Annotated in this window: 22 protein-coding genes and 6 tRNA genes; 16 read left to right on the forward strand and 12 right to left on the reverse strand. The window is 61.6% G+C overall.

Features of this window, described 5'->3' with window-relative positions; translation table 11 throughout:
• Positions 1-39: 39 nt before the first annotated feature.
• Positions 40-2,007 (forward strand): methyl-accepting chemotaxis protein, encoded by a 1,968-nt coding sequence (locus tag J1G37_RS10280; protein WP_207041494.1) that lies wholly within the window; start codon positions 40-42, stop codon positions 2,005-2,007.
• A gap of 36 nt (positions 2,008-2,043) precedes the next feature.
• Here the strand turns inward: J1G37_RS10280 and J1G37_RS10285 are convergent, their stop codons facing one another.
• Positions 2,044-2,856, reverse strand: a complete 813-nt coding sequence (locus J1G37_RS10285; protein WP_207041496.1) for an alpha/beta fold hydrolase — start codon at positions 2,854-2,856, stop codon at positions 2,044-2,046.
• A gap of 118 nt (positions 2,857-2,974) precedes the next feature.
• Positions 2,975-3,745, reverse strand: coding sequence for a hypothetical protein (locus J1G37_RS10290; RefSeq protein WP_207041498.1), 771 nt, complete (start codon positions 3,743-3,745; stop codon positions 2,975-2,977).
• 358 nt (positions 3,746-4,103) lie between these two features.
• Here J1G37_RS10290 and J1G37_RS10295 point away from each other — a divergent pair.
• The 6 genes from J1G37_RS10295 to J1G37_RS10320 all read left to right on the forward strand — a co-directional run bounded on the left by J1G37_RS10295 (position 4,104) and on the right by J1G37_RS10320 (position 4,777).
• Positions 4,104-4,179, forward strand: a tRNA-Glu gene (locus J1G37_RS10295).
• 4 nt (positions 4,180-4,183) lie between these two features.
• Positions 4,184-4,259: transfer RNA gene (locus J1G37_RS10300), tRNA-Gly, on the forward strand.
• Between the two features lie 104 nt (positions 4,260-4,363).
• Positions 4,364-4,439 (forward strand) — tRNA-Glu (locus J1G37_RS10305).
• Positions 4,440-4,443: 4 nt separating this feature from the next.
• Positions 4,444-4,519: transfer RNA gene (locus tag J1G37_RS10310), tRNA-Gly, on the forward strand.
• A 103-nt stretch (positions 4,520-4,622) separates the two neighbouring features.
• Positions 4,623-4,698, forward strand: a tRNA-Glu gene (locus J1G37_RS10315).
• 3 nt (positions 4,699-4,701) lie between these two features.
• A tRNA-Gly gene (locus J1G37_RS10320) sits at positions 4,702-4,777 on the forward strand.
• Between the two features lie 171 nt (positions 4,778-4,948).
• On the opposite strand, the gene J1G37_RS10325 is transcribed toward J1G37_RS10320, so the two are convergent.
• The 6 genes from J1G37_RS10325 to J1G37_RS10350 form a co-directional block, all read right to left on the reverse strand.
• Positions 4,949-6,688, reverse strand: coding sequence for a dipeptidase (locus J1G37_RS10325; protein WP_207041500.1), 1,740 nt, complete (start codon positions 6,686-6,688; stop codon positions 4,949-4,951).
• 94 nt (positions 6,689-6,782) lie between these two features.
• Positions 6,783-8,000 carry a phospholipase D-like domain-containing protein gene (locus J1G37_RS10330; protein ID WP_207041501.1) on the reverse strand — a complete coding sequence of 406 codons (1,218 nt, stop codon included), beginning with the start codon at positions 7,998-8,000 and terminating at the stop codon, positions 6,783-6,785.
• A 51-nt stretch (positions 8,001-8,051) separates the two neighbouring features.
• Positions 8,052-8,699: a MotA/TolQ/ExbB proton channel family protein gene (locus J1G37_RS10335; RefSeq protein ID WP_207041502.1), complete on the reverse strand. Its 648-nt coding sequence runs from the start codon at positions 8,697-8,699 to the stop codon at positions 8,052-8,054.
• 17 nt (positions 8,700-8,716) lie between these two features.
• A complete protein-coding gene (locus J1G37_RS10340; protein WP_207041503.1) occupies positions 8,717-10,996 on the reverse strand; it encodes a TonB-dependent receptor in 2,280 nt (759 codons plus the stop codon).
• Between the two features lie 24 nt (positions 10,997-11,020).
• A complete protein-coding gene (locus tag J1G37_RS10345) occupies positions 11,021-11,749 on the reverse strand; it encodes an energy transducer TonB (RefSeq protein WP_207041504.1) in 729 nt (242 codons plus the stop codon).
• Positions 11,750-11,751: 2 nt separating this feature from the next.
• A complete protein-coding gene (locus J1G37_RS10350; RefSeq protein WP_017737210.1) occupies positions 11,752-12,159 on the reverse strand; it encodes a biopolymer transporter ExbD in 408 nt (135 codons plus the stop codon).
• Between the two features lie 190 nt (positions 12,160-12,349).
• Between J1G37_RS10350 and J1G37_RS10355 the strand changes: the two genes are divergently transcribed.
• Both J1G37_RS10355 and J1G37_RS10360 read left to right on the forward strand, forming a co-directional pair.
• Entirely contained in the window at positions 12,350-12,904 is a 555-nt protein-coding gene (locus J1G37_RS10355; protein WP_207041505.1) for a GNAT family protein, read from the forward strand.
• Positions 12,901-14,475, forward strand: a complete 1,575-nt coding sequence (locus J1G37_RS10360; protein WP_207041506.1) for an alkaline phosphatase D family protein — start codon at positions 12,901-12,903, stop codon at positions 14,473-14,475. Before J1G37_RS10355 ends, J1G37_RS10360 begins: the two co-directional genes overlap by 4 nt.
• Here J1G37_RS10360 and J1G37_RS10365 read toward each other — a convergent pair.
• Complete coding sequence (locus tag J1G37_RS10365) at positions 14,472-15,098, reverse strand: alanyl-tRNA editing protein (protein WP_207041508.1); 627 nt, start codon at positions 15,096-15,098, stop codon at positions 14,472-14,474. The genes J1G37_RS10360 and J1G37_RS10365 overlap by 4 nt on opposite strands.
• An 89-nt stretch (positions 15,099-15,187) precedes the next feature.
• Between J1G37_RS10365 and J1G37_RS10370 the strand changes: the two genes are divergently transcribed.
• Complete coding sequence (locus J1G37_RS10370; RefSeq protein ID WP_207041510.1) at positions 15,188-16,120, forward strand: LysR family transcriptional regulator; 933 nt, start codon at positions 15,188-15,190, stop codon at positions 16,118-16,120.
• Between the two features lie 147 nt (positions 16,121-16,267).
• Here J1G37_RS10370 and J1G37_RS10375 read toward each other — a convergent pair whose 3' ends face one another.
• Both J1G37_RS10375 and J1G37_RS10380 read right to left on the reverse strand, forming a co-directional pair.
• On the reverse strand, positions 16,268-16,675 hold the full coding sequence (locus tag J1G37_RS10375) for a PA2817 family protein (protein WP_017737215.1): 408 nt from the start codon (positions 16,673-16,675) through the stop codon (positions 16,268-16,270).
• A 75-nt stretch (positions 16,676-16,750) separates the two neighbouring features.
• Positions 16,751-19,198 (reverse strand): acyl-CoA dehydrogenase, encoded by a 2,448-nt coding sequence (locus J1G37_RS10380; RefSeq protein WP_207041512.1) that lies wholly within the window; start codon positions 19,196-19,198, stop codon positions 16,751-16,753.
• Positions 19,199-19,356: 158 nt separating this feature from the next.
• On the opposite strand from J1G37_RS10380, the gene J1G37_RS10385 reads away from it, so the two are divergent.
• The 4 genes from J1G37_RS10385 to J1G37_RS10400 all read left to right on the forward strand — a co-directional run bounded on the left by J1G37_RS10385 (position 19,357) and on the right by J1G37_RS10400 (position 22,520).
• The gene (locus J1G37_RS10385; protein WP_207041514.1) at positions 19,357-20,016 is read left to right on the forward strand and encodes a transglutaminase family protein; all 660 of its coding nucleotides are present in this window, start codon (positions 19,357-19,359) and stop codon (positions 20,014-20,016) included.
• A gap of 43 nt (positions 20,017-20,059) precedes the next feature.
• The gene (locus J1G37_RS10390) at positions 20,060-20,677 is read left to right on the forward strand and encodes a glutathione S-transferase (protein WP_207041516.1); all 618 of its coding nucleotides are present in this window, start codon (positions 20,060-20,062) and stop codon (positions 20,675-20,677) included.
• 134 nt (positions 20,678-20,811) lie between these two features.
• Positions 20,812-21,744: an ABC transporter ATP-binding protein gene (locus J1G37_RS10395; protein ID WP_207041518.1), complete on the forward strand. Its 933-nt coding sequence runs from the start codon at positions 20,812-20,814 to the stop codon at positions 21,742-21,744.
• Entirely contained in the window at positions 21,741-22,520 is a 780-nt protein-coding gene (locus tag J1G37_RS10400) for an ABC transporter permease (RefSeq protein ID WP_017737220.1), read from the forward strand. The genes J1G37_RS10395 and J1G37_RS10400 overlap by 4 nt, the downstream gene beginning before the upstream one ends.
• A gap of 137 nt (positions 22,521-22,657) precedes the next feature.
• Here J1G37_RS10400 and J1G37_RS10405 read toward each other — a convergent pair whose 3' ends face one another.
• Positions 22,658-23,194: a TetR/AcrR family transcriptional regulator gene (locus J1G37_RS10405; protein ID WP_207041520.1), complete on the reverse strand. Its 537-nt coding sequence runs from the start codon at positions 23,192-23,194 to the stop codon at positions 22,658-22,660.
• Between the two features lie 91 nt (positions 23,195-23,285).
• On the opposite strand from J1G37_RS10405, the gene J1G37_RS10410 reads away from it, so the two are divergent.
• Both J1G37_RS10410 and J1G37_RS10415 read left to right on the forward strand, forming a co-directional pair.
• A complete protein-coding gene (locus J1G37_RS10410) occupies positions 23,286-24,485 on the forward strand; it encodes an MFS transporter (protein WP_207041522.1) in 1,200 nt (399 codons plus the stop codon).
• Positions 24,486-24,562: 77 nt separating this feature from the next.
• On the forward strand, positions 24,563-25,711 hold the full coding sequence (locus J1G37_RS10415; RefSeq protein WP_207041524.1) for a TDT family transporter: 1,149 nt from the start codon (positions 24,563-24,565) through the stop codon (positions 25,709-25,711).
• Positions 25,712-25,718 lie beyond the last annotated feature (7 nt).

Below are 25,718 nucleotides of genomic sequence, written 5' to 3' on the forward strand. Positions count from 1 at the left end.
GCTGGATGGCAGCTGCCATTGCAAGAGGGTTCAAGTGCAATGATTTCAGGCGTGCAACGACGTTTCGCCAACCTCGGTATGGCGAAGAAACTGGGCTTGGGCTTCCTCTTGGTGCTGTTGCTGACGGCGCTGGTGGCGGCGATCGGGGTGTGGTCGCTGCAAACCGTGGGGCAGCGTTTTGCAGGCCTCAACAGCATGTCCTCGCTGAACAGCGGCTTGCTCAAGGTGCGCTTGATCGAGCAAGACTACGCGCTGCACGCCGACCCCAAAGCCGTCGAAGACTTGCATGCGAGCGTCGATGCCCTGGCGGCCCTGGCGGCGAGCCTCAAGGCGCAGTCGGCCGCCAATGTGCCGGCCATGACCGATGTCGAGCAAGCCTTGGCCGCCTACCGCAAGGCGTTCGACGAGTTTGTCGAGTTGACCCAGACCAAGGACCTGGCGCTGGAGATGGCCAGTTGGTCGGTGTCCAGCGTGGCCAACAACCTTGACGTATTGCAGGCCGGCCTGGCGGATGACGGCGCCTATGGCCTCAAGGAAAGCCAAGGCAAGGAGGGCGCCGAGTTTATCGAGCAGGCGGGGCAGGTCAGCCAGGTGTCGCGCTTGATGTTGCAAGCGATGAACGAGGCCCACGTGCGCCTGGACCAGAGCCGCAAGGGCGATGAAGACAGCGGCGAACAAGGCAAGATCGAGCAGGCCGACCAGGCACTGGCCCAGGTCGAACAATTGAAAACCGCGGTCAAGGACCCTGGCTACCAGACGGTGCTCAACGAAGTTTCCGGGCATATCGCCGCGTTCAGCGAGAAACTCAGTGAATACACCGGCCTGTTGGCGCAGGAAAAGATCGTTTACAAACAGCTGCGTGAGCGCGCCGAGCAGGTGGTCAACCGGGTCAACCAGGCCTATGCCGCCGAAGACCAGTCGATGCAGGCGCAACTGCAGAAAAGTACCTTGCTGATCATCGGTTCGTCCGCCCTGGCCCTGTTGGTGGGGTTGATTGCGGCGCTGGTGATTACGCGCTTGATCGTCGCGCCGCTGCGCCGTGTGATCGCCGTCGCGCAGCAGATTGCGGCGGGTGATTTGAGCGGGCGGATGGAGGTCAGCCGGCGCGATGAAATCGGCCAGTTGATGCTGGCGATGCAGCAGATGGGCAATGGTTTGAGCCAGATGGTCAGCGGGTTGCAGGCGGGCATCGAACAGCTGGCCAGTTCGGCGCATTCACTGTCCAGCGTCACCGAGCAGACCAATGTCGAGGTCAGCAGCCAGAAGGAAGAAACCGAGCAGGTGGCCACGGCGATGAACCAGATGACCGCCACCGTGCACGACGTGGCGCGCAACGCCGAACAAGCCGCCCAGGCCGCGCAGACCGCCGACAGCAAGGTGGACAGCGGCCAGCAGGTGGTGCGCCAGAGTTTGCAGCGTATCGAGCTGCTCGCCAGCTCCAGTACCAGCGCCAGTGCCAGCATCGACAGCCTCAGTGCCGAAATCCAGAACATCGGCACCGTGCTGGGGGTGATCAAAAGCGTGGCCGAGCAAACCAACCTGCTGGCCCTCAATGCCGCTATCGAAGCCGCGCGTGCCGGGGAACAAGGCCGTGGTTTTGCGGTGGTGGCCGATGAGGTGCGCGCGCTGGCCAAGCGCACCCAGCAATCCACCGAAGAAATCGAGCGGCTGGTCAGCACCTTGCGCAGCGCGGCGCAGTCGTCGGTGCAGCAGATCCAGCACAGTGGCGAGTTGGTGAAACTGGCGGTCAGCGATGCGTTGGAAACCGAGAGCGCCCTGGGCAGCATCGCCACGGCGGTGTCGTTGATCCAGCAGATGAACCAGCAGATTGCTGCGGCGGCCGAGGAACAAAGCTCGGTGGCCGAAGAGATCAATCGCAGCGTCACCAGCATTCGCGCCAGCGCCGATCAGTCGGCGTTGAGCATGCAGGGCAATGCCGCGTCGAGCATCCAGTTGGCGCAGTTGGGCACGGAACTCAAGGGCATGGTGGGGCACTTCCGCCTGTGATCGCTACACGCCTGTAGCGACCAGGGAGGAGGGCAGTCAGGCGTGGTTGGCGAGGAAGGTCAGCAGCGCCTCATTGACGAAGTCCGGGTTCTCCCGGGCGCTGATATGCCCGGCGTCGGGGATCAGGATCAGGCTGCAACCGATCAACTCGGCCATTTCCCGGGATTCGGCGGGTGGCCGGGGTTTATCCTGTTCGCCGCACATCACCAGGGTGGTGTCGGCGTCCAGGCGCGGCAGTTGGTCCAGTACATCCTCGCGGCTGAAGATCAGGCGGCCCAATGGCACGATGCTTTGCAGCAGGCGCTCGCGGGGAAAGTCCTGCAGTGTCTGGCGAAAATCCTGATACAGCGCGGACTCGCGGTCGACCTCCGCGCGGAAGAAGATCGGTGCGATCACATCCAGCAACGGCTCGGGAATGGCGCCGGCGTCTTCGATCATCTTGAACAGCGAAAAGTAGTACTGGCGCGTGGCTTCGGGCTCGGCGCCGAGGTGGGTGTCCATCAGCACCAGGCTGTTGACGCGCTCGGGCGCCAGCAGCGCCAGGCGTGCGCCCCACATGCCGCCGACCGACAGGCCCACCAGGTTGACCTGGGCGATGTCCAGGTGGTCGAGCAGCGCCAGGGCCTGGCGGGCAAGGTCATCGAGGGATCGGGTGCGGGTGGGCAGCGGGCCCGATTCGCCGTGGCCCCACAGCTCGGGGACGATCACGCGGTATTGTTGCGACAGGGCTTCGATCTGCGGCGTCCACATGGTGCGGTCCCACAGGTAGCTCGATCCTAGCAGCACGGCGGGGCCGCTGCCTTGGTCGATATAGTGCAGCGGTTGTCCATCTATCACGGTGACAGGCATAGCAGGCCTCTGACTTCACGGAGTGAGGGGCACTTTTTTACGCGAGAAGGGGGCGGGGCGATAGGTGCAAAGTGATGGCATGTGGCGAACCGGGTTCGCCACAGGGGAGCGGGGACGATCAGTCGTAGATGACTTTCTTTTTCCACTCGGCGTCGGCGTCGACCACCTTGAGGCCTTCGGTCAGTTCGTTGACCTCGTCCTCGGCCGGCTTGCTGTTGGTCAATACCGTGGAGTTGGCGCGGGCCAGTTGTGCCTCCAGCAATTGCAGTTGCGCGGCGTAGATCACCGGCTCCGGCTGTTTGCGCAGGTACTGCACGCCACGTTCGAACGCCAGGCGCGCCTGGCCGGGCTGGCCCTGTTGCAGGGCATGCTGGCCGAGGTTGTTGAAGAACTCGATGTGCAGCAGCACCAGGATGTGGCGGATTTCCTTGATCCAGTGCTTGGCTTCGTTGGTCGGCAGGAAACCATCCTGGGCGGCGCGGGTGACCTGGCCGTGCAGGGCTTCCAGCAGGAAGCGAACGTCCTTGGCCTTGGCTTCGGTCTGGATCGGTGCCGGTGGGTTGTTCACCGGGATCGATTCGCCCTGGGCAATCAATGCGTTCAGCTCGCTGATACGTGCCTTGAGCGCTGCACTGGTCTTGTTGAGGTTGAGCAGGCGCTGGTTGACGTTGAGCTCCAGGCGGGTCATCAGCAACTTGAGCGCCGGGGTCATCAACTGGCCAGGAAACGTCTCGGTGATTTCACCGCAGCGACGCAGGCGATCATTGAGCTCGATCACGGTGCGCTGCTTTTCCAGTTTGTTGTTTTCCACCACGTGGTTCATGTAGCCAATGGCGATCAGTATTACGATCCCGGCTATTACCAGCAGGGTGATCAGGAGTGGTGTCACCGGTGTGACCTCTTTGTAGGGTTTGCAGTGGAGTGTAGTGATTGGGGCATCCGGCGGATAGGACTGATCGACCAGTTGCCCAGGTAGATTCTTCTATATAGGTAATCCTTCCCTGCATAGATGCACATTGCCATCATTTGCTGCGGCGAACTATAACGCCTTGTCGTGCGCCAGAATATAGGCGCCAAGGCGCAGACAGGCAGAATGCCTGCACCGGCCGGGAAAGCAGGGCGAAGTCATTGATTTTAATAAATTTATCCTTGGGGGTTGACGACCTTTCAATCCATCCATAGAATGCGCGCCACTTAACGCGGAAAGCACACAGCGAAACGCAGTTAGGTAGTGAAGTTGTACGTGTGTCCCCTTCGTCTAGTGGCCTAGGACACCGCCCTTTCACGGCGGTAACAGGGGTTCGAGTCCCCTAGGGGACGCCATATTGCGGGAATAGCTCAGTTGGTAGAGCACGACCTTGCCAAGGTCGGGGTCGCGAGTTCGAGTCTCGTTTCCCGCTCCAAATTTAAGCAGTGTTGCCCTCGGGTGGCACTGAGTGAAACCAGGGCATGATCTTCGGATCTAACCTCTGGACACTGAAATACACACCATGTGTTTCAGTTGTGTGTCCCCTTCGTCTAGTGGCCTAGGACACCGCCCTTTCACGGCGGTAACAGGGGTTCGAGTCCCCTAGGGGACGCCATTTTGCGGGAATAGCTCAGTTGGTAGAGCACGACCTTGCCAAGGTCGGGGTCGCGAGTTCGAGTCTCGTTTCCCGCTCCAATTTAAGCAGTGTTGCCTTCGGGCGGTACTGAGTGAAACCAGGGCATGATCTTCGGATCTAACCTCTGGGCACTGGAATACACACCATGTGTTCCAGTAGCGTGTCCCCTTCGTCTAGTGGCCTAGGACACCGCCCTTTCACGGCGGTAACAGGGGTTCGAGTCCCCTAGGGGACGCCATTTGCGGGAATAGCTCAGTTGGTAGAGCACGACCTTGCCAAGGTCGGGGTCGCGAGTTCGAGTCTCGTTTCCCGCTCCATATTCAACAAAAACGCCGATCAGAGATGATCGGCGTTTTTGTTTGCGCGCGATTGATCGTTCCCACGCTCTGCGTGGGAACGCCTCTTGGGACGCTCCGCGTCCCGCGTGACGCTGAGCGTCACAAGGAGCATTCCCACGCAGAGCGTGGGAATGATCCAGCCCATCAGGATCAGAGCTTCGGCAACTGCCCGACACGCCCCATCATTTCAGTGACGATCTGCAAGTCCAGCAGGAACTGCTCCACGGTCTTGAACTCGTTGTCGGTGTGCCCGGTGTACTTCACTTCCGGCCTTGCCAGGCCGAATTGCACGCCATTGGGCAGTTCATGCACCGAGGTCGCGCCGGCCGAGGTGCCGAATTTGTGTTCCATGCCCAGGTTTTCGCTGGCCACCGCCAACAGCGCCTTGACCCACTCGCCTTCCGGGTTGCGGTACATCGGCTCGGCCACCGAGTAGGTGAAGCTCACCTTGACCTTGGTGTGCTTGTCCCACGCACTCAGCTTGTCGGCAATTTCCTTTTTCAGCGTCTCCGGGGATTTGCCCTTCGGCACGCGCAGGTTCACGGCCAGCTTGAACGCCTTGTCATCCAGGCCGACGAAGGTCAGCGAGGTGGTCAGTGGGCCCATGAAATCGTCAGCGAACCCTACGCCCAACTTGCCGCCCAGGTAATCCAGGCCCCAGTTGTCGGACGCATACCGCGCGGCGTCGGTGATGTGGTTGTGCTTCAGGGCGATCTTGCCGTCGACGCTGTGGATCAGTTCCAGCATGCGCGCCACCGGGTTGATGCCGGACTCGGGCTCGGAGGAGTGCGCCGAAACGCCGCTCACCGTCAGCTTGACCTCTTTGCCGACCACCTTGGCCGTCACCTCGAAGTCGCCGCCATTGTTCTTGGCATAGTCAGCGCCGGCCGTTTGCAGGCTGGCTGCGAGCTCGGCGGGCTTGTCGCTGACGAAGGTCGCCACCGAGGCCGACGGAATCTGGTTGGTGGCCATGCCGCCGGTCATTGCGATGATTTCCGCACCTTTGCCTTCGCCCTTGCGGCGCGGGAACGTGGCCATCACGGTGCCGTATCCTTTTTCGGCGATCACCACCGGGTAGCCGCCGTCCAGCGCCAGGTTGTACTGCGGCGTCGGGTTGTGTTCGAAGTAATAGGGAATCGCGTCGCCGGAGGTTTCCTCGGTGGTGTCCACCAACAGCTTGAACGTGCGCGCCAGCGGCAGTTTCTCTTCCTTGATCACTTTCATCGCATACATCGCCACGACGATGCCGTTCTTGTCGTCCTCGGTGCCACGACCGTACATGCGGTCGCCGATCAGCGTGACCTTGAATGGGTCGAGCTTGGTGCCGTCCTTGAGCACCCAGTTTTCCGGTGTGACCGGCACCACGTCGGCGTGGGCATGAATGCCGACCACTTCATCGCTGGCGCCTTCCAGGGAAATTTCATACACACGGTTGTCGACGTTGCGGAAGTTCAGGTTGAAGGCTTTGGCCAGGTCCTGGATCTTCGCGGCGATCTTGAGAAATTCCGGGTTTTTGTACTGCGGCAAGCCGTCGATATTGAAGGTCGGGATTTCCACCAGTTCGCGCAGGGTTTCGGTAGCCGCCTTGCCGTATTTCACCCGCGTGTAGATGCCCAGCAGGCGATTGATTTCGTTCTGCTGCTCGGCGCTCAGGGTTTTGTTGTCGAGAAAAGCGCTGATCGCCGGGCCTACGTCGGCGGTTTTGCCCAGGTCGCCCTTGGCCAGGGAGCCGAGGAAACCACGGAAATCAGTGACGGAGGTTTCGTTGAAGCTCTTCAGAATCGCCGTGCTTTGCTCGGCGCTGATGTTGGCGAAGGCAGGGGTGGCGATCGCCGTGAGGCTGGCTGCAAACAGGGTGGCAGCCGCCAGTTGCTTGAGTGGGAAGGGCATTGTTGAAGCATTCCTTGGCAGGTAGTGAGTAAGAGGTTTCTGACTAAAGCGTCAGAAACATTTCCACACACTACCATTTCCCGGGTGCCGATCGTCAATGCTGGCCAGGGTGGGGCTCGGGGTATTCCTTGTCTATCTCCAGGGCTCTAGCGTAAGGCCCATCCCACAACTGTTCATGCAATTGCCCCACACGCTTGGCCATCGCTTCATTGCGCATCACCACCTCCAGGTTGCGCGAATTATCCAGGTAGCCGCCCAACCAGTTGCTGGTGCCAACCCAGGCCACTTGCCCGTCGATCTCCATGGTCTTGCTGTGGATCACCCGCGCGTAGGGAATAAAGCCTTGCTTGGCTTCTGACAGCGTGACGATCTTGATTTGCACGTTGGGCAGCACGGCCAAGCTCTTGAGGTAGGGCAGTTCCAGCTTGTCGGTGTTCCAGTTGGACACCATCAGCTTGATCGACACCCCCCGTGCGGCTGCTGCACGGATGGCGTTGTCGATGACCGCGTAGTACGGACGGGTGCGATCGGGTCCGTAGGACAGCGGTGCGTAGTCCAGCAGTTGCACGCGCACGTCGTGTTTCGCTTCGCTTAGCAGGCGCGGCAGTTCCAGCTGTGAATCGCCGACGCCGGGCGGGTTGTAGCGTTGTGGGCTGGCCACCAGGTAATTGCCGGTACGCGGCGGTTCTTTACCTGTGGCGGGCAGTTGCACCGGTTGGTTGGCGGCCAGCGCCGCCTGGGCTTGCCAGTCCTGGTCGAAGATCGCCTGCACTTGGCCAACCACCGCGGTATCGCTGATGCGCAAGCCGGTTTCGTGGATATGTTCGAGGGAGCGCCAGTCGAAATTCTGGCTGCCGACAAACGCCTGCTTGCCGTCCACCACCAGGTATTTAGCGTGGATGATCCCGCCACTCAGTTGGCCGTAGGCCAGCACGCGGAAGGTCACGTTGGGGATCGCGCGCAAGCGTTCCAGTGTGGAAGCCTCCGACAAGTTCAGGCCTTTTTCTTCGAGCAGGAAGCGAATCTTCACACCGCGTTTGCCGGCCGCTTCCAAGTGTTCGATGACGGTGTCCATCACCGAGCCGGGATGGTCGGCGGCGTAGAACTGGCCGATATCAATGCTGCTCTTGGCCGCGTCAAACAGTTCGATCCACACCGGGCCGGGCTGGCGCAAATCGTCGGTGCCGAGGGTGGTGTCCACGGGCACGGTGTGTACCAGTTCAAACCCCGCAATTGAAAAGTCCGCCTGGGCCAGCGGACTGAGGAGCAAGCCGGCGAGGCCTGCGATGCGCAATTTCAAGGAGATGGGCATAGGTCTTCCTAACAGGAAAAAAGCGGGCGCATTGCGCGCCCGCTCAAACGATCATGCAGTACGGCTATGCAGCGGCGTCGGCACCAGGTGCGGTACTTCGCTCTGCACACGGGCACCGGTGGCGGCGCGGATCAGCAGGATTTTCAGCTGGTCGTTGATGCGCTCCAGGCTGTCCTGGAAGAAGTTGTGGAACACCACGCAGAACAGCGCGATGGCGATCCCCAAACCGGTCGCAAACAACGCCGTCCCGATACCACCGGAAATCTGCCCTGGGTCGGACACACCGGCCGACGCCAGCGCCTTGAACGTGTCGATAATGCCGAGAATGGTCCCCAGCAGGCCCAACAGCGGCGCGGCGGTGGTGATGGTTTCGATGATCCACAGGCTGCGGGCCAATGGAGCACGGGTGGTCAGATACTGGGTTTCGATAACGTCATCCAGGTCCTTGCGCGAGCCATGGCTGGCTTTCTGTGCCAGTACCGGCAACACCATGCTCAACGGCAGGCTGTCGCGCCGGGTCAGGCTTTCCGGCAGGTCGCGCTCGCTGTGCACGTTGGCGCCGAGCACCTCGTTCAACGCGCGGGCCTGGCGGCGCACATAGGCGAAGTACAGGCCACGCTCGATGGCGATAAAGATGGCGATGGCCATCGCGGCATACATCACATAGAAGGTGATGTCGTGGAGCACATTCATGTCCATGTTCCGTTACCTCGCTGTTAGAAATTGGCTTCCAGGGACACCGTCACGGTGCGTTCCAGGCCAACGATGTAGGCCGGGTCGCCGTCGCGGAAACCGCTGTAGCTGGCCGCGTTGGTCTTGGTGGTGTACACGCCGTCCAGGTATTTCTTGTCGAACAGGTTGTCGACGTTCAGGCGCAGGGTCGCGTCCTTGACCACCTTCTTGTCCACCGGCAGGTAGATACCGGCGCCGGCGTTGAACACGGTGCGCCCGGAGATGGCTTCGTCGTTGGTCAGGTCGCCGTAGAGCTTGCTGGTGTACTTGCCGCCGAAGGTGCCGTAGAAGCGCCCGTCGTCGTAGCCGATGTTGGCGGCCAGCATGTTTTTCGGCACGTTGGCGAACTGCTTGCCGCTGGTGGGCAACACGATGGCCTTGCCGGCGTTGTAGACGGTCAGGTCATCCTGCTGCTCGGCCTTGGTGTAGGTGTAGGAGGTGTAGTAGTTGAAGTGATTCGGCAGCAGGCCGCTCCACTCCAGTTCCAGGCCGCTGTTGTTGACGGAGCCGGCGTTGATGTCGGCGAAGTCGCCGTTGATGTCTTTGGACGAGACCTGGCGATCCTTGAACTGCATGTAGAACAAGGTGGCGGCCACGGTCATGTCGTCACCGGTGAAGCGCCAGCCCAACTCGTGGTTCCAGCTGGTTTCCGGCTTGGAGTTGATCGAGTCCAGGCCCTTGTCGTACAGCACGTAGTTCTGCGGGATGCGCATGTTGCGCGACAGGCTGTAGAACAACTGGTCCTGCTCGTCCAGCTGGTACTTGAGGCCGACGTTGGGCAGCAGTTTGTTGTAGGTCTGGTTACGTTTTTCGGCTTGCTCGGTGAGGCTGCCGTGGTTGGTGCCGTCACGCTTGACGTTCATGTAGGCCAGGCCTGCGACCAGGGTCCAGTCCGGGTTGATGTACCAGGTGTCCTGGGCCCAGACTTTCTGCGCCGGGGTCACGGTGAAGCGGTCGCGACCTTGCACGGTGTTGCCGTTGGCATCGACCACCGAATCGGCGTCGGGCCAGGTGTCGGTGGGCTTGCCGCTGTTTTTCAGGGCAATGAACGGCTGGGTCTGGCTTTGGCGCGCGCGCTCGTACCAGTAGCCGAATTGCAGGCTGTGTTCGCCCAGATCCCAGTTCAGCTTGGTGGTGATGCCCGGACGCCAGGTCTGGGTGCGCGAAGGGCGGTAGTACACGCCGGTGGTGGAGGAGCCGTCGGCGTTGTATTGCGCGGCGGTCGGCAGGTTGCTCAGGTCGAATACGCCGCCAGCGTTGGAGCCGCGGTTGAGCGCATAGCTGGAGGAACCGACGCCGCTGCCATTGCCCCAGTAGTAATACGGGATCACCGACAGGGCTAGGTTGTCGGCCAGCTTGAACTGGGTGTTGAGCACACCGGTAAAGGTCTGGAACGGGTTCTGCGCCAGGGCGTAATAGCTGTTGAGCTTGCCGTTGCTGCCCACGGTCGGCGTGGCCGGGTAGGGGTCGTACTTGCGGCCGTTCTGCTGGTACTGGGCTTTGGTCAACTGGCTGTAACTGTTGTTGTCCTGCTCGTGGTACTTGAGGATCAGGTTGGCCGTGTTGCCGTTGCCGGCATCGAAGAAGCTGTTCCACTCCACCTTGTCTGCGCGCACCGCGCCCGAGCCGCGCCACATCTGGCCTTCGGTGTGGGACGCCGACAGCCAGTTGCTCAGGCCGTTGATCTCGCCGGTGTTGAGCCGCGCAAAGGTTTTGCGCGTGGCGTTGCTGCCCATGACCTGTTTGACGAACGCCCCGGTTTCCTTGGTTGGGCGGATGGTCACGATGCCGATGTTGCCGCCGCTGGAACCGATATGCGGACCGTCGGCTTCTGCCGAGCCTTGGGTGACGAAGATCTGGTCGATGTTTTCCGGGTCGCCCAGCAGGTTGGAATACAGCGCGTAGTTGCCCGAGTCGTTGATCGGCATGCCGTCCACCGACATGCCCACCTGGTCGGAGTTGAGCCCGCGCATGGTGAAGCGAAAACCCGACAGGCCGGTGTTGTCTTCGCTGGAAATATTCAGCCCCGGGGTGTACTTGAGCTTGTCCACGGCGTTGCCGGTGGCGGTCTGTTTATCCAGCGCCTCCTTGGTCACCGTGGAGCGGCCCTTGATGCTTTCTTCCTGCACCATATAGCCGCCACCTGCCGTGGCCTTGCCCTGTACGCCGATAGTGCCGACGTCGCTGCCGCTGGTGTCGGCCATGGCCATGCCGTGGCCCATGCTTGCGGCAACGAGTGCCAGATGAATCCGTGTGAACCTCATCAGTGTCGTCCTGGTGTCGGGTGCTTATTGCACGCTGTAGTTGAAGGTGGCGGTGAAGCGATGCTCATTGCTCCCCCCGAACGCTTGCTCGGGGAACGGTTTGACTTGCTTGATGCGACGCAAGCTGTTGGCGGCGGCCCGGTTGAGCAACATGCTCGACGCCTGGGTCTGCACGCCGGAGTCGAGAACCCGACCCTGGCGATCTACCAGCAACCACACCACCACCTCGCCGGTCGGGCGTTCGAGGGACGCCTGGCGGCCGGTGGGGTATTGCTTGTAGCTGTCCAACTCGTTGCGCAAGCCCTTGAGGTAACCGCCTTCCAGGGCCTGGCCATCGACCTTCGGCGGCGCGGGCGGGGCCGGTGTCGGCGCGACCTGGGCCACGGCGGCGGGTGCCGGTTTCGCAGCCACCGGTGGCGGGGTAGGCGTCGGCGTGGGTGTTGGCTTGGCGACCACGGGCTTGGGCACCGGCTTGGGCTTGGGCTCAGGTTTTGGCTGCGGTTTGGGCGGCGGTGGCGGTGGGGCCGGTGCGGCCTCTTCGTCCTCGATCACCGGCGGTGGCGGTTCTTGCTCGACCACCGGCTCCGGGATTACTTCCGGCTCCGGCTCGACCAAAGCCAGCTCCACCGCCGACTCGTCATACACCGGCTCGACCTTCAAGGTTTGCGACTGGATGCCCATCGCAATCAGCACCAGGGCGATCACGGCCGGGACGCTGCCCAGCAACTGACGTGCACGAAACAGGACGTACATGATCAGGACTTACGCGTGGCAATGGACACGGAGGTAAAGCCACCCAGGCGCAGGGTGTCCATCACTTCCACCAGGCGCGAAACCTCCACGCCCTTGTCGCTGTTGACGATGATCGTCGACTTGGTATCGGGCTTTTCCGCGGCCTTCAACGCGGGTACCAAGGCCTCGACGGTGAGGTCCTTGCCGTCCAGTTGCAGTTGGCCCGCCAAACCCAACGTCAGGATGAATTTGTTCTGCGGCTTGAGCTGCTGCGAACTGCTGGCGCTGGGCAATTGGGTCTTCATGCCGAGGGCCGGAATCACGTTCAGGCTCACGAGTACGAAAAACACCAGGAGGAACATCATCACGTCGATCATCGGGATCAATTCGATGTGCGCCTTGCGTTTTTTCGGTTCGTCCCAGGTTCTCATTCCGCTACCCCGTTATTGAATTAGGGGCGACACGCTAACAACCAAAAATGACCGATTGGTTAACTTTAATTGACGTTTTGAGGGCTCTAGGACAGGTCTTACGGACGACTCTGCAGTCATTTTTGCGACGTAACAGAATTGAAATCCAGCAGGGGCATTCTCAGAAACTTTACATCGAGGGCCCCGAGGAATGAGTAGCGAATTGCCACATCTGTCCACCCCGCGCCTGCTATTGCGCGCCCTGGAAACACACCAGGCCGAGACCCTGTCCACACTCGCCAACGGGCCGAAAATCGCCGACAACACGGCCAATATTCCGTCGCCCTATACCCTGGAAACGGCGCACACCTTTATCGACAACATGGCCGCGAAATACCGTGCGGGCGACTTGCTCAGCCTGGGCATGCATGTGTCCGAAACGGGCGAATTGGTCGGCATCGTCAGCCTGCGACTCAACACGCGGCATCGCTACGGGCACCTCGGCGGTTGGGTAGCGGCGCACTGTCGTAATCAGGGCTACGGCGCCGAGGCGGCGAAGGCTGTGATGGATTTTGGCTTCGCTGAGTTGGGTTTGCAGCGCGTCGGCAGCCAGTGCTTTGGCCGCAACACGGAATCGGCACGGGTGATGGAGAAAATCGGCCTGCGCTTTGAGGGCTGCATGCGCGAGGCGTTTCTCAAGAACGGTGTGTTCGAGGACTTGCTCGGCTTTGCCGTGGTGCGTGAGGACTGGGAGCGTCCCTCGTGAGTGGCTTGGTGGACCATGACCGCCGCCGGATATTGACCGGGCTGGCGGTGGGCTCGGCGTTTGCGATTCTCAGCCCGTTTGCGCGCAGTGCCGGGGTGGATTATCCGTTCACCCTCGGCGTCGCCAGCGGCGACCCACTGCCGGACGGCTTTGTGATCTGGACGCGCCTGGCGCCGATGTTCAACGCCGCCGATGGCGGTGGCGGCTTGAGCCGTGCGGTGCCGGTACGTTGGCGAGTAGCCAGCGATGCGGCGATGACGCGCATCGTGCGCCAGGGCGAGGTCATGGCCAGCGCACGGTTTGCCCACTCGGTACACGTCGAAGTGGCGGGGTTGGAGGCGGGTCGGCCGTATTGGTATCAGTTCGATGGCCTTGGCGCGCAGAGCCCGGTGGGGCAGGCCCGCACGGCGCCGCCGTTGCATGCCAGCGTGGCAGCGCGGGTGGGGTTTGTGTCGTGCTCGCATTGGGAGCGCGGATATTTCAGCGCCTATCGCCACCTCGCCGCCGAGCAACCGGACCTGGTGTTTTTTCTCGGGGATTATATCTACGACAGTTCCTACGCGCCGTCGTCGGGCAAAGTCATTCGCTCCCATGGCAGTGGCAATGCGGTAAGCCTCAGTGATTACCGCAACCGCTACGCCCTGTACAAGACCGATCCCGACTTGCAGGCCTTGCACGCTGCGGCTCCCAGCGTCGCGACCTGGGACGATCATGAAGTGCAGAATGACTACGCCAACCGCTGGTCCCAAGACCCGAAGATCCCGGTGGCGCAATTTCTCCTACAGCGCGCGGCGGCTTACCAGGCCTATTACGAACATATGCCGCTACGGGCCAGCAGCCTGCCGAAAGGCGCGGACATGCGCATCTATCGGCGACTGGACTACGGCCAACTGGCGCGTTTCCATGTGCTCGACGGCCGCCAGTACCGTTCCGAGCAACCGTGCATTCCGGCCAACCGCAGCCACCAAGGGCACCTCGCCGACAATCTCTGCCATGACTTGCGCGACCCTGGCCGCACCATGCTCGGCTGGCAGCAAGAGGCCTGGCTGGATCAGGGTTTTGCGCAGTCGCAGGCGCAGTGGAACGTGATCGCCCAGGACTTGCTGGTGGCGCCGCTGATCCAGCGTGACCTGACCGACCACAAGCCCGGGCGTTGGACCGATGGCTGGGATGGCTACATGGCCAACCGGGCGCGGATGCTGGCGTCTATCCAGCGCAATCGGGTGAAGAATCCGGTGTTCTGGGGCGGGGATATTCATTCGTTCTGGGTCACCGACCTGCACGCGGATGGCAACAACCTGGACTCGCCGATTGTCGCGACGGAGTTTGTCGGCACTTCCGTGACCTCGGACGGGCCGCCCTTTGATGCGTTCAGCAAACTGCTGCCGCTCAACCCCCATGTGAAGTTTTTCGACAGCCGCCAGCGTGGGTATGTGTCGGTGGACATCGAGGCGGACAAGATGCTGACCAACTTGCGTGTGATCACTGATCCGCGTGACCCGACGGCCACGGTGGCGACGCTGAAGTCGTTTGTGGTGGAGCCGGGGCGGGCGGGGGCGATAGCGGTTTAGTCCAGGCTGTAGCGCACCGACAACGTGCCCTTTTTCTCCGACAGGGTCAGGATCGTCACCTGGCCAAGTTCGCTCAGGGCCTGGACGTGGGTACCGCCGCAGGCATAGGCCGGCAATTCACCGAAGCCGACTTCGCGGGTGCCGTCTTCCAGGTTCATGTGGCGTGGGTAATCTGCCGCGATCCAGTGGTTGATCTGCTGTTGGATCGCGTCGGCGTCCATGTCTTGCGCCGCTTCGCCACGGATAAAACTGATCTTGCCTTCGCCCGGCCAGTGATGGGCCTTGATCGGCATCCAGCCCAGTTGTTCGCCGGCGTTGCCGATCAAGTGCCCGGCGGAATGCAGGCGGGTGTGCAGGCTGCGGCGTTGCGGGTCGACGCGCGCGGTAATGGGGCCCAGCGCGACGGGCTGATCGACGTAGTGCACTACGCGGTCGGGCTCCTGGGTGACGCGCACTACTTGGCTGTCGCCGAGCCAGCCGGTGTCGAAAGGCTGGCCGCCGCCCTGGGGGTGGAAAATCGTCGACTGCAAGGTCACCGCGAAGTGCTCTTCGTGGGGCGTGCAGGCCAGCACTTCGAGTTCGGCGGTCAGGTGGTCGTGGGTGAAAAACAGGCGCTCGGTCATTATCTACATCCGCATCAGGGTTCTGCGGGCAGTATAAATAGTGCGCGGATGGGTGATAATCCGTTCAATTATCAATGGACCTGTGCGTCATGAGCATCAATCTTCCTTTGCCACTGCTGGGCGAAATGGCGATTTTCGTCAAGGTGGTGGAAACCGGCAGCTTCTCCGCAGCCGCCCGGCAGATGGGCGTTTCACCGTCATCGGTGAGCCGCAGCATTTCCCATCTGGAAAAGGCCCTGGCCACCCGTTTGCTGCAACGCACGACGCGCAAGTTGCGCTTGAGCGAAGGCGGCGAAGAGGTGTTCAAGCGTTGCCAGGACATGGTCAACGCGGCGCGCGCGGTGATGGAGGTCAGCGGCCAATTCACCCACGAAGCCGAAGGCCGGGTGCGCGTCAGCGTGCCCAAGGCGGTGGGGCGGTTTGTGATACACCCGCATGTGCCGGAGTTCTTGCGGCGCTACCCCAAGGTGGATGTGCAGTTGATCCTTGAGGATCGGCCGGTGGACTTGATCGACGACAACCTCGACCTGATCCTGCGCATCTCCGAAAGCCCGCCACCGGGGTTGGTGGGGCGGCCGTTGTTTCCCATCGAGCACCTGTTGTGCGCCACGCCGCAGTACCTGGCCGAACACGGCACACCGCAACACCCCCATGATTTGCTGGAACACAGTTGCATCTACCTGGGGGAAACACCGGCGGATGCACGCTGGAAGTTTCGCCAAGCCGGCAAGACGGTAACGGTCGGGGTGCGTGGGCGGTATGCGGCGAACCATACCGGGGTGCGTCTGGACGCGGTGTTGCAGCATGTGGGGATCGGCAGCCTGCCGTACTTTACGGCGCGCCATGATCTGGAGGCGGGGAGAATTGTGCAGGTGTTGGCGCAGTGGGATTTTATTGCGTCGTATCACGGTGAGGTGTGGTTGTTGCATTCACCGACGCGGTATCTGCCGCCGAAGGTGCGGGTGTTTATTGATTATTTGGTGGAGTGTATGGAGCGAGAGCCAACACTACGCCAACGCTAGTGCTGGGCGCTGGCTTCTGTGGGAGCTGGCTTTTCTGTGGGAGCTGGCTTGCCTGCGATGGCATCAACTGGGTTTGCCTGATGTACCGAGTTGTCTGCATCGCAGGCAAGCCAGCTCCCACATTTAGCTTTGTGCGGGTCTGAAAAATCAGTGCTTGCTCTGGTCCACCGGCATGGCCAGCAGCTGCTTTTCCTGGTTCCAGTCGAACGGTTCGTCGTTCTGCTCGGCTTCGAAGCGACGCTCTTCCAGGGCCTGGTACATGTCCAGTTCTTCATCGGGCATGAAGTGCAGGCAGTCGCCGCCGAAGAACCACAGCAGGTCGCGCGGCACCAGGTGGGCAATTTGTGGGTAGCGCAGGATGACCTGGCTCATCAGGTCCTGGCCCAGGTACTGGCTTTCGATCGGGTCGATGGGCAGCAGGGCGCGCAGTTCGTCGAAGCGCTCCAGGAACAGGGTATGGCTTTCCTCGGGCACCTGTTCGGCTTCGCCGACGGCAACCAGGATGCTGCGCAGGTGGTCGAGCAAGACGAGATGATCGGCAACGACGTTGGACACGAGATAAGTCCTCTAAAGCAAAAACGGGCGCGAGAGTATATGCCTCTCGCGCCCGTTTTTATATCACCGCTCGACTCAGCGGACTTTACCCTCAGCTTGGGTCAGCTCTTCCTTGCTGAAATCATCCACGTCGATCACCTTGCGCCGCGCCGCTTCGGCGTCACGCAGGGTTTGCGCTTCGGCCGGTTGCAGCACGCCTGCTTCGAGCGCCGCGTCGATGGCATGCTCGCCGGCGGCCGGTTTGACCTGGCCGCTCTTGAGCGCGGTATGCAGTTTTTTCTGCAGCGGATGGCTGGCGCCGAGCAGGTCGTAGGCGTGTTGCAGGGCGCCCACCGGATCGTCCGCCGATTGCGGGCGGTAGCAGCCGGCGAGCAGTTCCTCCAGGGTCGGGTCGCCTTTGGCCCGGCCAAGCACTGCCGCGACTTCGGCATCCAGCGCATCCGACGGCCCGGTGTGGCGGCGGCCGAACGGAAACACGATCACCCGCAGCAGGCCACCGAGCACCTTGTTCGGGAAGTTGCTCAACAGTTCATCCAAGGCGCGCTCCGATTCACCCAGGCTTTCTTCCATGGCCCAGGTGAACAGCGGCTCAAGATGGTCCGGTGAATCCAGGTCGTGGTAACGCTTGAGCGCCGCCGAAGCCAGGTACAGGTGGCTGAGCACATCACCCAGGCGCGCGGACAGGCGTTCGCGGCGTTTCAATTCGCCACCGAGCAACATCATGCTCAGGTCGGCGAGCAGGGCGAAGGCAGCGGCCTGGCGGTTCAGCGCGCGGAAGTAACCCTGGCTCAAGCGGTTGCCCGGTGCCTTCTCGAAGTGGCCCGCGCCGAAGTTCAGTACCAGGGTGCTGGCGGCGTTGCTCACGGCAAAACCGATGTGTTGCATCAGCAGGCCGTCGAACTCCTTGAGTGCCTGGTCGTGGTCTTCACGCCCGGCCAGGGCCATTTCCTTGAGGACGAACGGGTGGCAGCGGATCGCGCCCTGGCCAAAGATCATCAGGTTGCGCGAGAGGATGTTCGCGCCTTCGACGGTGATGAAGATCGGCGCACCTTGCCAGCTGCGGCCCAGGTAGTTGTTCGGGCCCATGATGATGCCCTTGCCGCCGTGTACGTCCATGGCGTGGCTGATGCACTCGCGGCCACGTTCGGTGAGGTGGTACTTGAGGATCGCCGACAATACCGAGGGTTTTTCGCCGAGGTCCACCGCGTTGGCGGTGAGCATGCGCGCGCTGTCCATCAGCCAGGCGTTGCCGCCGATACGCGCGAGGGCTTCCTGGATGCCTTCGAAGGCTGACAGCGGGACGTTGAATTGTTCGCGTACCTGGGCGTACTGGCCGGTCACCAGGCTGGTGAACTTGGCCGCGCCGGTGCCCACCGCAGGCAGGGAGATCGAACGGCCTACCGACAGGCAGTTCATCAACATCATCCAGCCCTTGCCGAGCATTTCCTGGCCGCCAATCAGGAATTCCAGGGGGATGAACACATCCTTGCCGGAGTTGGGGCCGTTCATGAAGGCGGCGCCGAGGGGCAGGTGGCGACGGCCGATGTCCACGCCGGGCGTATTCGTCGGAATCAGCGCCAGGCTGATGCCCAGGTCTTCCTCGTCACCCAGCAGATGGTCCGGGTCGTGGGCCTTGAAGGCCAGGCCCAGCAGGGTCGCGACCGGGCCGAGGGTGATGTAGCGTTTTTCCCAGTTCAAGCGCAGGCCGAGGGTTTCCTGGCCTTCCCATTCACCTTTGCAAATGATCCCGGTGTCGGGCATGGCGCCGGCGTCGGAGCCGGCCAGCGGGCCGGTGAGGGCGAAGCAGGGAATGTCATCGCCTCGGGCCAGGCGTGGCAGGTAGTGATTACGTTGTTCATCGGTGCCGTAGTGCAGCAGCAGTTCGGCCGGGCCGAGGGAGTTGGGCACCATCACGGTGGACGCCAGGTCGCCGCTGCGGGTGGCGAGTTTCATCGCGACCTGGGAGTGGGCATAGGCGGAAAAACCCTTGCCGCCGTACTCCTTGGGAATGATCAGGGCGAAGAAACCGTGGGTCTTGATGTGTTCCCAGGCGGCGGGCGGCAGGTCCATGGCCTGGCCGATTTCCCAGTCGCTGACCATGGCGCAGAGTTCTTCCGTGGGGCCATCGATGAACGCTTGTTCCTCTTCGGTCAGTTGGGCCTTGGGGTAGGCCAGCAACTTGTCCCAGTCGGGGCGGCCGCTGAACAGTTCGCCGTCCCACCACACCGTGCCGGCATCAATGGCATCGCGCTCGGTCTCGGACATCGGCGGCAGGACTTTCTGGAACCAGCTGAACAGCGGTTTGGTGAAGTATTGGCGGCGCAGGTCTGGCAGCAGCAAGGGCGCCGTGACGATGGCCAGCAATACCCAGAAGATCAGCAGCAACCATCCTGGCGCGTGACTCCATACGCCCATCGCCAGCAGGTAGACGGCAACGACGCCCAGAGCGGGCAGGGGCGCGGTGCGACGGTGTGCCAGGTAGGCAATGCCAGCGACCAGAACCAGTATCCACAACAACAGCATATTCAATCCTCCGTGAAACCAGGGGCGAAACCACCCTGGAGCTTAGTCGGCATCCGAACAAGCGGGGTGATAGGGGTGTTACGAGATTTGGCCGATTCGTCGTTATCGCTCGGGCAGGCCTGTCGCTAGACTCCAGGCTTCCTTCAGAGATAACGCTCATGGATACGTACCTGAGTCCCAGCCGCTTCATCGATAGTGACCACCCTGCGGTGGTGGAGTTCGCCGAAAAACATCGCGGTACTAGCGGGGATTTAAATGACCAGGCAGTCAGCCTTTATTACGCCGTGCGTGAGGCGATTCGCTACAACCCCTACACCTTCAGCCGCGACCCCGGCACCCTGAGCGCCAGCTTCGCCCTGGCCGCCGGCGAAAGCTATTGCGTGCCCAAGGCCACCTTGCTGGCCGCTTGCGCCCGCCATTGCGGCATCCCGGCGCGCATCGGCCTGGCGGATGTGCGCAATCACCTGTCCACGCCGCGCCTGCTCGCGCTGCTGAAAAGCGATGTGTTTGCCATGCATGGCTATACCGAGCTGTTCCTGCATGGGCGTTGGGTCAAGGCCACGCCGGCGTTCAATCAGCAGCTGTGTGATGTGTTCGATGTGCCGGCGCTGGAGTTCGATGGGGTCAATGACAGCGTGTTCCACGCGTTCAATCGCCAGGGGCAGCGTTCGATGGAGTACGTGGTGGATCACGGGCAATTTCCTGACGTGCCCGAGGCGTTTTTCTTCGAGCATATCCGTGCCTGTTACCCGCACCTGTTCACCGATGACAGTCCGCCCTTGCTCGGTGATATGCAGACCGATTTAAGCCGTGCCTGAACCGGCGTATGCTGCTGCGCTCACCACACAATAAGGCACGGTCATGCTGAAAATCTGGGGTCGTAAAAATTCGTCAAACGTCAGGAAAGCACTGTGGTGCGCCGAGGAACTCGGCCTGGATTACGAGGCCATCGACGCGGGCGGCGCGTTTGGTGTGGTCGACACGCCGCAGTACCGCGCATTGAACCCCAATGGCCGAGTGCCGATGATCGAAGACGGCGACTTTGTGTTGTGGGAATCCAACACCATCGTGCGTTATCTCTGCGCCAGGCAGGCGTCCAGTTGGTACCCGACTGACCTGAAAGCCCGGGCCAGCGCGGAAAAATGGATGGACTGGACCACTTCCACCCTCGCCGAACCGTTCAAGGCCGTGTTCTGGGGCATCCTGCGCACCCCTGCGGAAAAACAGAACTGGGACAGCATCCACGCCGGGCGCCAAGCCTGCATCGATGCACTCGCCACTGTGGACAAAGCCCTCGCCGAACAGCCGTATCTGTCGGGCAACGAGATCGGCATGGGCGATATCCCCCTGGGCTGTTTTGCCTACGCCTGGTTCGAAATGCCCATCGAACGCCCTGCAATGCCCCATCTAGAGGCCTGGTACCAACGCCTGCAACAACGCCCGGCCTACCGCAAAGCGGTCATGACCGCGTTGACTTAATACTGACTATTAATACAGGTGACTGTACTTGTGCGGCGCAGGCAGCCACCATGCCTGTCATGCGCCGCCGTTGAACTTCGTGGCGTGCGCCTTCATCTATTCTTCCTATTTCCTTCTTTGGTGCGTATTCCGATATGAGTTCCGCTCTGTCCATCCGGCAGCTAACCAAAACCTACGGCAACGGTTTCCAGGCCCTGAGTGGTATCGATCTGGACGTTGCCGAAGGTGACTTCTTCGCCTTGCTTGGCCCCAACGGTGCCGGCAAATCCACCACCATCGGTATCCTCTCGACCCTGGTCAACAAGACCAGCGGCACGGTGAATATCTTCGGGCATGACCTGGACAAATCCCCGGCAGCGCTCAAGCGCTCCATCGGTGTGGTGCCCCAGGAATTCAACTTCAACCAGTTTGAAAAGACCTTCGACATCGTCGTGACCCAGGCCGGTTACTACGGCATCCCGGCGAAGATCGCCAAGGAACGCGCCGAGCAATACCTGACCCAACTGGGCCTGTGGGACAAGCGCGACGTGCCGTCCCGCTCGCTGTCCGGCGGCATGAAGCGGCGCTTGATGATCGCCCGCGCGCTGGTGCACGAGCCACGCCTGTTGATCCTCGATGAACCCACCGCAGGCGTGGACATCGAGCTGCGTCGCTCGATGTGGACCTTCCTCACCGAGCTGAACGAGAAGGGCATCACCATCATCCTCACCACCCATTACCTGGAAGAGGCTGAGCAACTGTGCCGCAACATCGGCATCATCGACCACGGCACCATCGTCGAGAACACCAGCATGCGCAACCTGCTGGGCCAGTTGCATGTGGAAACCTTCCTGCTCGACTTGAAGAACAATCTGTCGGCGCCGCCGCAACTGCTCGGCTACCCGAGCCGCCTGGTGGACGGCCACACGCTGGAAGTGCAGGTGGACAAAGCCATGGGCATCACCGCGCTGTTCACCCAGTTGGCGACGCAGAACATCGAAGTGCTGAGCTTGCGTAATAAAACCAATCGCCTTGAGGAGTTGTTCGTGTCCCTGGTGGAGAAAAATCTGGCGAAGGTGGCGGTATGAGTTCCGAACTGCAACCCAACCTCGTCGCGCTGCAAACCATCATCTATCGTGAAGTGAAACGCTTTACCCGGATCTGGCCGCAAACCCTGCTGCCGCCGGCGATCACCATGGTCCTGTACTTCGTGATCTTCGGTAACCTGATCGGCCGGCAGATCGGCGACATGGGTGGTTTCACCTACATGGAGTACATCGTGCCGGGCCTGATCATGATGTCGGTGATCACCAACGCCTACGGCAACGTGGTGTCGAGTTTCTTCGGCAGCAAGTTCCAGCGTTCGATTGAAGAACTGATGGTCTCGCCGGTATCGCCGCACACCATCCTGATCGGCTACACCGTGGGCGGCGTGCTGCGCGGCTTGATGGTCGGGGTGATCGTGACATTGCTGTCGCTGTTCTTCACCCACCTGCAGGTGCATCACCTCGGGGTCACCATTCTGGTGGTGGTGCTGACGGCGACGATCTTCTCGCTGCTGGGGTTTATCAACGCCGTGTTTGCACGCAACTTCGATGACATCTCGATCATCCCGACCTTCGTGCTGACACCGCTGACCTACCTGGGCGGGGTGTTCTACTCCATCACGCTGCTGCCGCCGTTCTGGCAGACCGTGTCGCTGGCCAACCCGGTGCTGCACATGGTCAACGCGTTCCGCTACGGCATTCTGGGCGTGTCGGATATCAAGATCAGCGTGGCGATCACCTTCATGCTGGTGGCGACGGTGGTGCTGTATATCGGTTGCGCGAAGCTGCTGGTGAGCGGGCGTGGGATGCGTACCTAAGTTTTTGAATGCGCGCAGTAAAAAATGTGGGAGCGGGCTTGCCCGCGATAGCGATGTGTCAGTTAGCAAAAGGTTGACTGATGCACCGCTATCGCGGGCAAGCCCGCTCCCACATTGGGTTTTGTGCAGGGCTGTTATTACTTCAGCGCCAACTCGATCAGCGCATGCAGCTCTTGAACCTGCAACGGCGCATTCGCAAACAGAATCCTGAACACCGTCGGCGCCGCCAACAGGTTGATCAACCGCTCCACGCTGGGCGCCGGACTGTCGGGATACCGCTCCACAATCACCTGCAACTGCCCACCAATCAGCGCCACGCAATACCCCGGCGTCTGGCTGCATTGCACGTCGCGCATCATGTTGCGCCCCGGTTCTGAACTCATCTCATCCAGATACTGCTCGGCCCAGGCTTGCAGGTCGCCGCGCAGGCTGCCGGTATTGGCCGGCTCGCTGTCGGGGCGCATGCGCGCCAGGGCCACGTCGGCGAGCAGGGCGGACAGGTCGCCCCAGCGCCGGTAAATGGTGGACGGCGTGACGCCTGCGCGCGCGGCAATCATGGGCACGGTCACGCTGGAACGCTCGTGGGCTTCCAGCAGTTCGCGCACCGCCGAATGGACGGATTCTTGGACCCGGGCACTACGGCCCCCCGGGCGGAGGCCTTCTTTTATCGCCATGTTTGCGACCTTAACACAAAGAATTTGCTTTAAGCGCTGGCCAGTAGCACACTCTGCAAAAGCAAAATATTAGCTTTAGCGGAGCGTGCCCATGTCCAGCCACACTACTCATCGTTCCAGCCTGGTGTTCCTGGCGATCACCTTGCTGACGTTTCTCGCCGCTTCCAGCGCGCCGACGCCGTTGTATCACCTGTATCAGGAAGGTCTGCATTTTTCCGCAGGCATGCTCACGCTGATCTTCGGTGTCTACGCCATCAGCCTGCTGGCGGCGCTGCTGACCGTGGGTTCGCTGTCGGACCACCTGGGGCGCAAGCCGGTGATTTTCGCCGCGCTGGTCCTGGATATGTTGGCGATGTTGCTGTTTATCAATGAAGGCAGCGTGGCCTGGCTGATCGCTGCGCGGACCTTGCAAGGCTTCGCCACCGGCATGGCCACCGCCGTGCTCGGCGCGGCCTTGCTCGACACCGACCGCCAGCAAGGCCCGCTGGTCAACAGCGTGGCGCCTTTGCTGGGCATGGCGTGTGGGGCGATGGGCAGCAGCCTGCTGGTGGAGTTCGCGCCGCTGCCGACGCAGATGATCTACTGGACGCTGTTCGCGCTAATGGTGTTACAGGCGATATACGTGTGGCGCTTGGCAGAAACCGTCAGCCGCATCCCGGGTGCACTGGCTTCGTTGCGTCCGACCCTGCACGTGCCGCCTCAAGCGCGGCGGGCGTTATGGCTGTCGCTGCCGGTGGACGTGGCGGTGTGGGCAATGGGCGGGTTCTATCTGTCGCTGGCGCCGTCGCTGGTGCGGGCGGCGACCGGTTCCACCTCTAACCTGATCGGTGGCGGGTTGGTGGCGGTGCTGACGTTGAGTGGGGCGCTGATGATTTTCAGCCTGCGCAATCGCCCGGCTGACAAGGTCTTGCGCTTGGGCGCAGGCCTGCTGGCTGTCGGCGTGGCGTTGATCCTCACGGCGGTACACAGCGCCAGCCTGCCGTTGTTTTTCATCGCCACGCTGATTGCGGGCAGTGGTTTTGGCGCGGGTTTCCTCGGTGCCTTGCGCAGTGTGGTGCCCCTGGCACTGCCCCATGAACGCGCCGGTTTGATGTCGGCGTTTTACGTATTGAGTTACCTGGCGTTCTGCCTGCCGTCGCTGCTGGCGGGCAACCTGATCCGCAGTTTCGGCCTGATCGCCACCACCGACGGCTACGGCGCTGTGCTGATCGTGCTAGCCCTGAGTGCCCTGGCCGGTTTGTTGATGCAGGGTTCGCGCGACCCGCTTATAGGTAAAACAGATAACAGTTAGAGAAATTACCCGTTATATAGATATTCGATTCGGTTCTACCATGGTCTCAACCTCATGCGAGGAGGAGGACAACCATCATGACTTGCTCGAATACCATCAGTTACAAACCTTTCAGCCACTTGACCCGGCCCCGGGAAGTGATTCGCCAGTTCACCCCCAACTGGTTTGCCGCGACCATGGGCACCGGCGTATTGGCGCTGGCGTTGGCGCAATTGCCGGTCAACCTGCCGGGCGTGCAGGCCATCGCCGAGGCGCTGTGGTTTTTCACCATCGGCCTGTTTGTGCTGTTCAGCGTGTTGTACGCCGCCCGTTGGGTGATGTTCTTCCACGAAGCGCGGCGGATCTTCGGGCACTCCACCGTGTCGATGTTCTTCGGCACCATCCCCATGGGGTTGGCGACCATTCTCAATGGCTTGCTGCTGTTTGGCTTGCCGCGCTGGGGCAGCGATGTCATCCCGCTGGCCGAAGCCCTGTGGTGGTTGGACGTGGCGATGGCCTTGGCGTGCGGCGTGCTGATCCCGTTCATGATGTTCACCCGCCAGGAACACAGCATCGACCAGATGACCGCCGTGTGGCTGTTGCCGGTGGTGGCCGCCGAAGTGGCTGCTGCCAGCGGTGGTCTGCTCGCGCCGCATCTGGCGGATGCCCACGGGCAACTGATCATGCTGGTGACCAGCTACGTGCTGTGGGCGTTTTCCCTGCCGGTGGCGTTCAGCATCCTGACCATCCTGATGCTGCGCATGGCTCTGCATAAACTGCCCCACGCCAACATGGCCGCGTCGAGCTGGCTGGCCCTTGGCCCCATCGGCACCGGTGCTCTCGGTATGTTGCTGCTCGGCGGTGATGCTCCCGCGATTTTCGCCGCCAATGGCTTGCCCGGCGTCGGCGAGATGGCCAACGGCCTGGGCCTGGTGGCTGGCATTACCCTGTGGGGCTTCGGCTTGTGGTGGATGCTGATTGCGGTGCTGATCACCCTGCGTTACCTGCGCGCCGGTATCCCGTTCAACCTCGGCTGGTGGGGGTTTACCTTTCCGTTGGGGGTGTATGCCCTGGCCACGTTGAAGCTGGCGAGCCTGTTGCACCTGGGCTTCTTCAGTGTGTTTGGCAGCGTGCTGGTGCTGGCATTGGCGCTGATGTGGGCGATCGTCGCCAAGCGCACCGTGCAGGGGGCCTATAAAGGTGAGCTTTTTGTTTCGCCGTGTATTGCAGGACTAGCGAATAAGTAAGCCGGAT

The sequence above is a fragment of the Pseudomonas sp. Marseille-Q1929 genome, assembly GCF_017316265.1.
Classification (GTDB): Bacteria; Pseudomonadota; Gammaproteobacteria; order Pseudomonadales; family Pseudomonadaceae; genus Aquipseudomonas.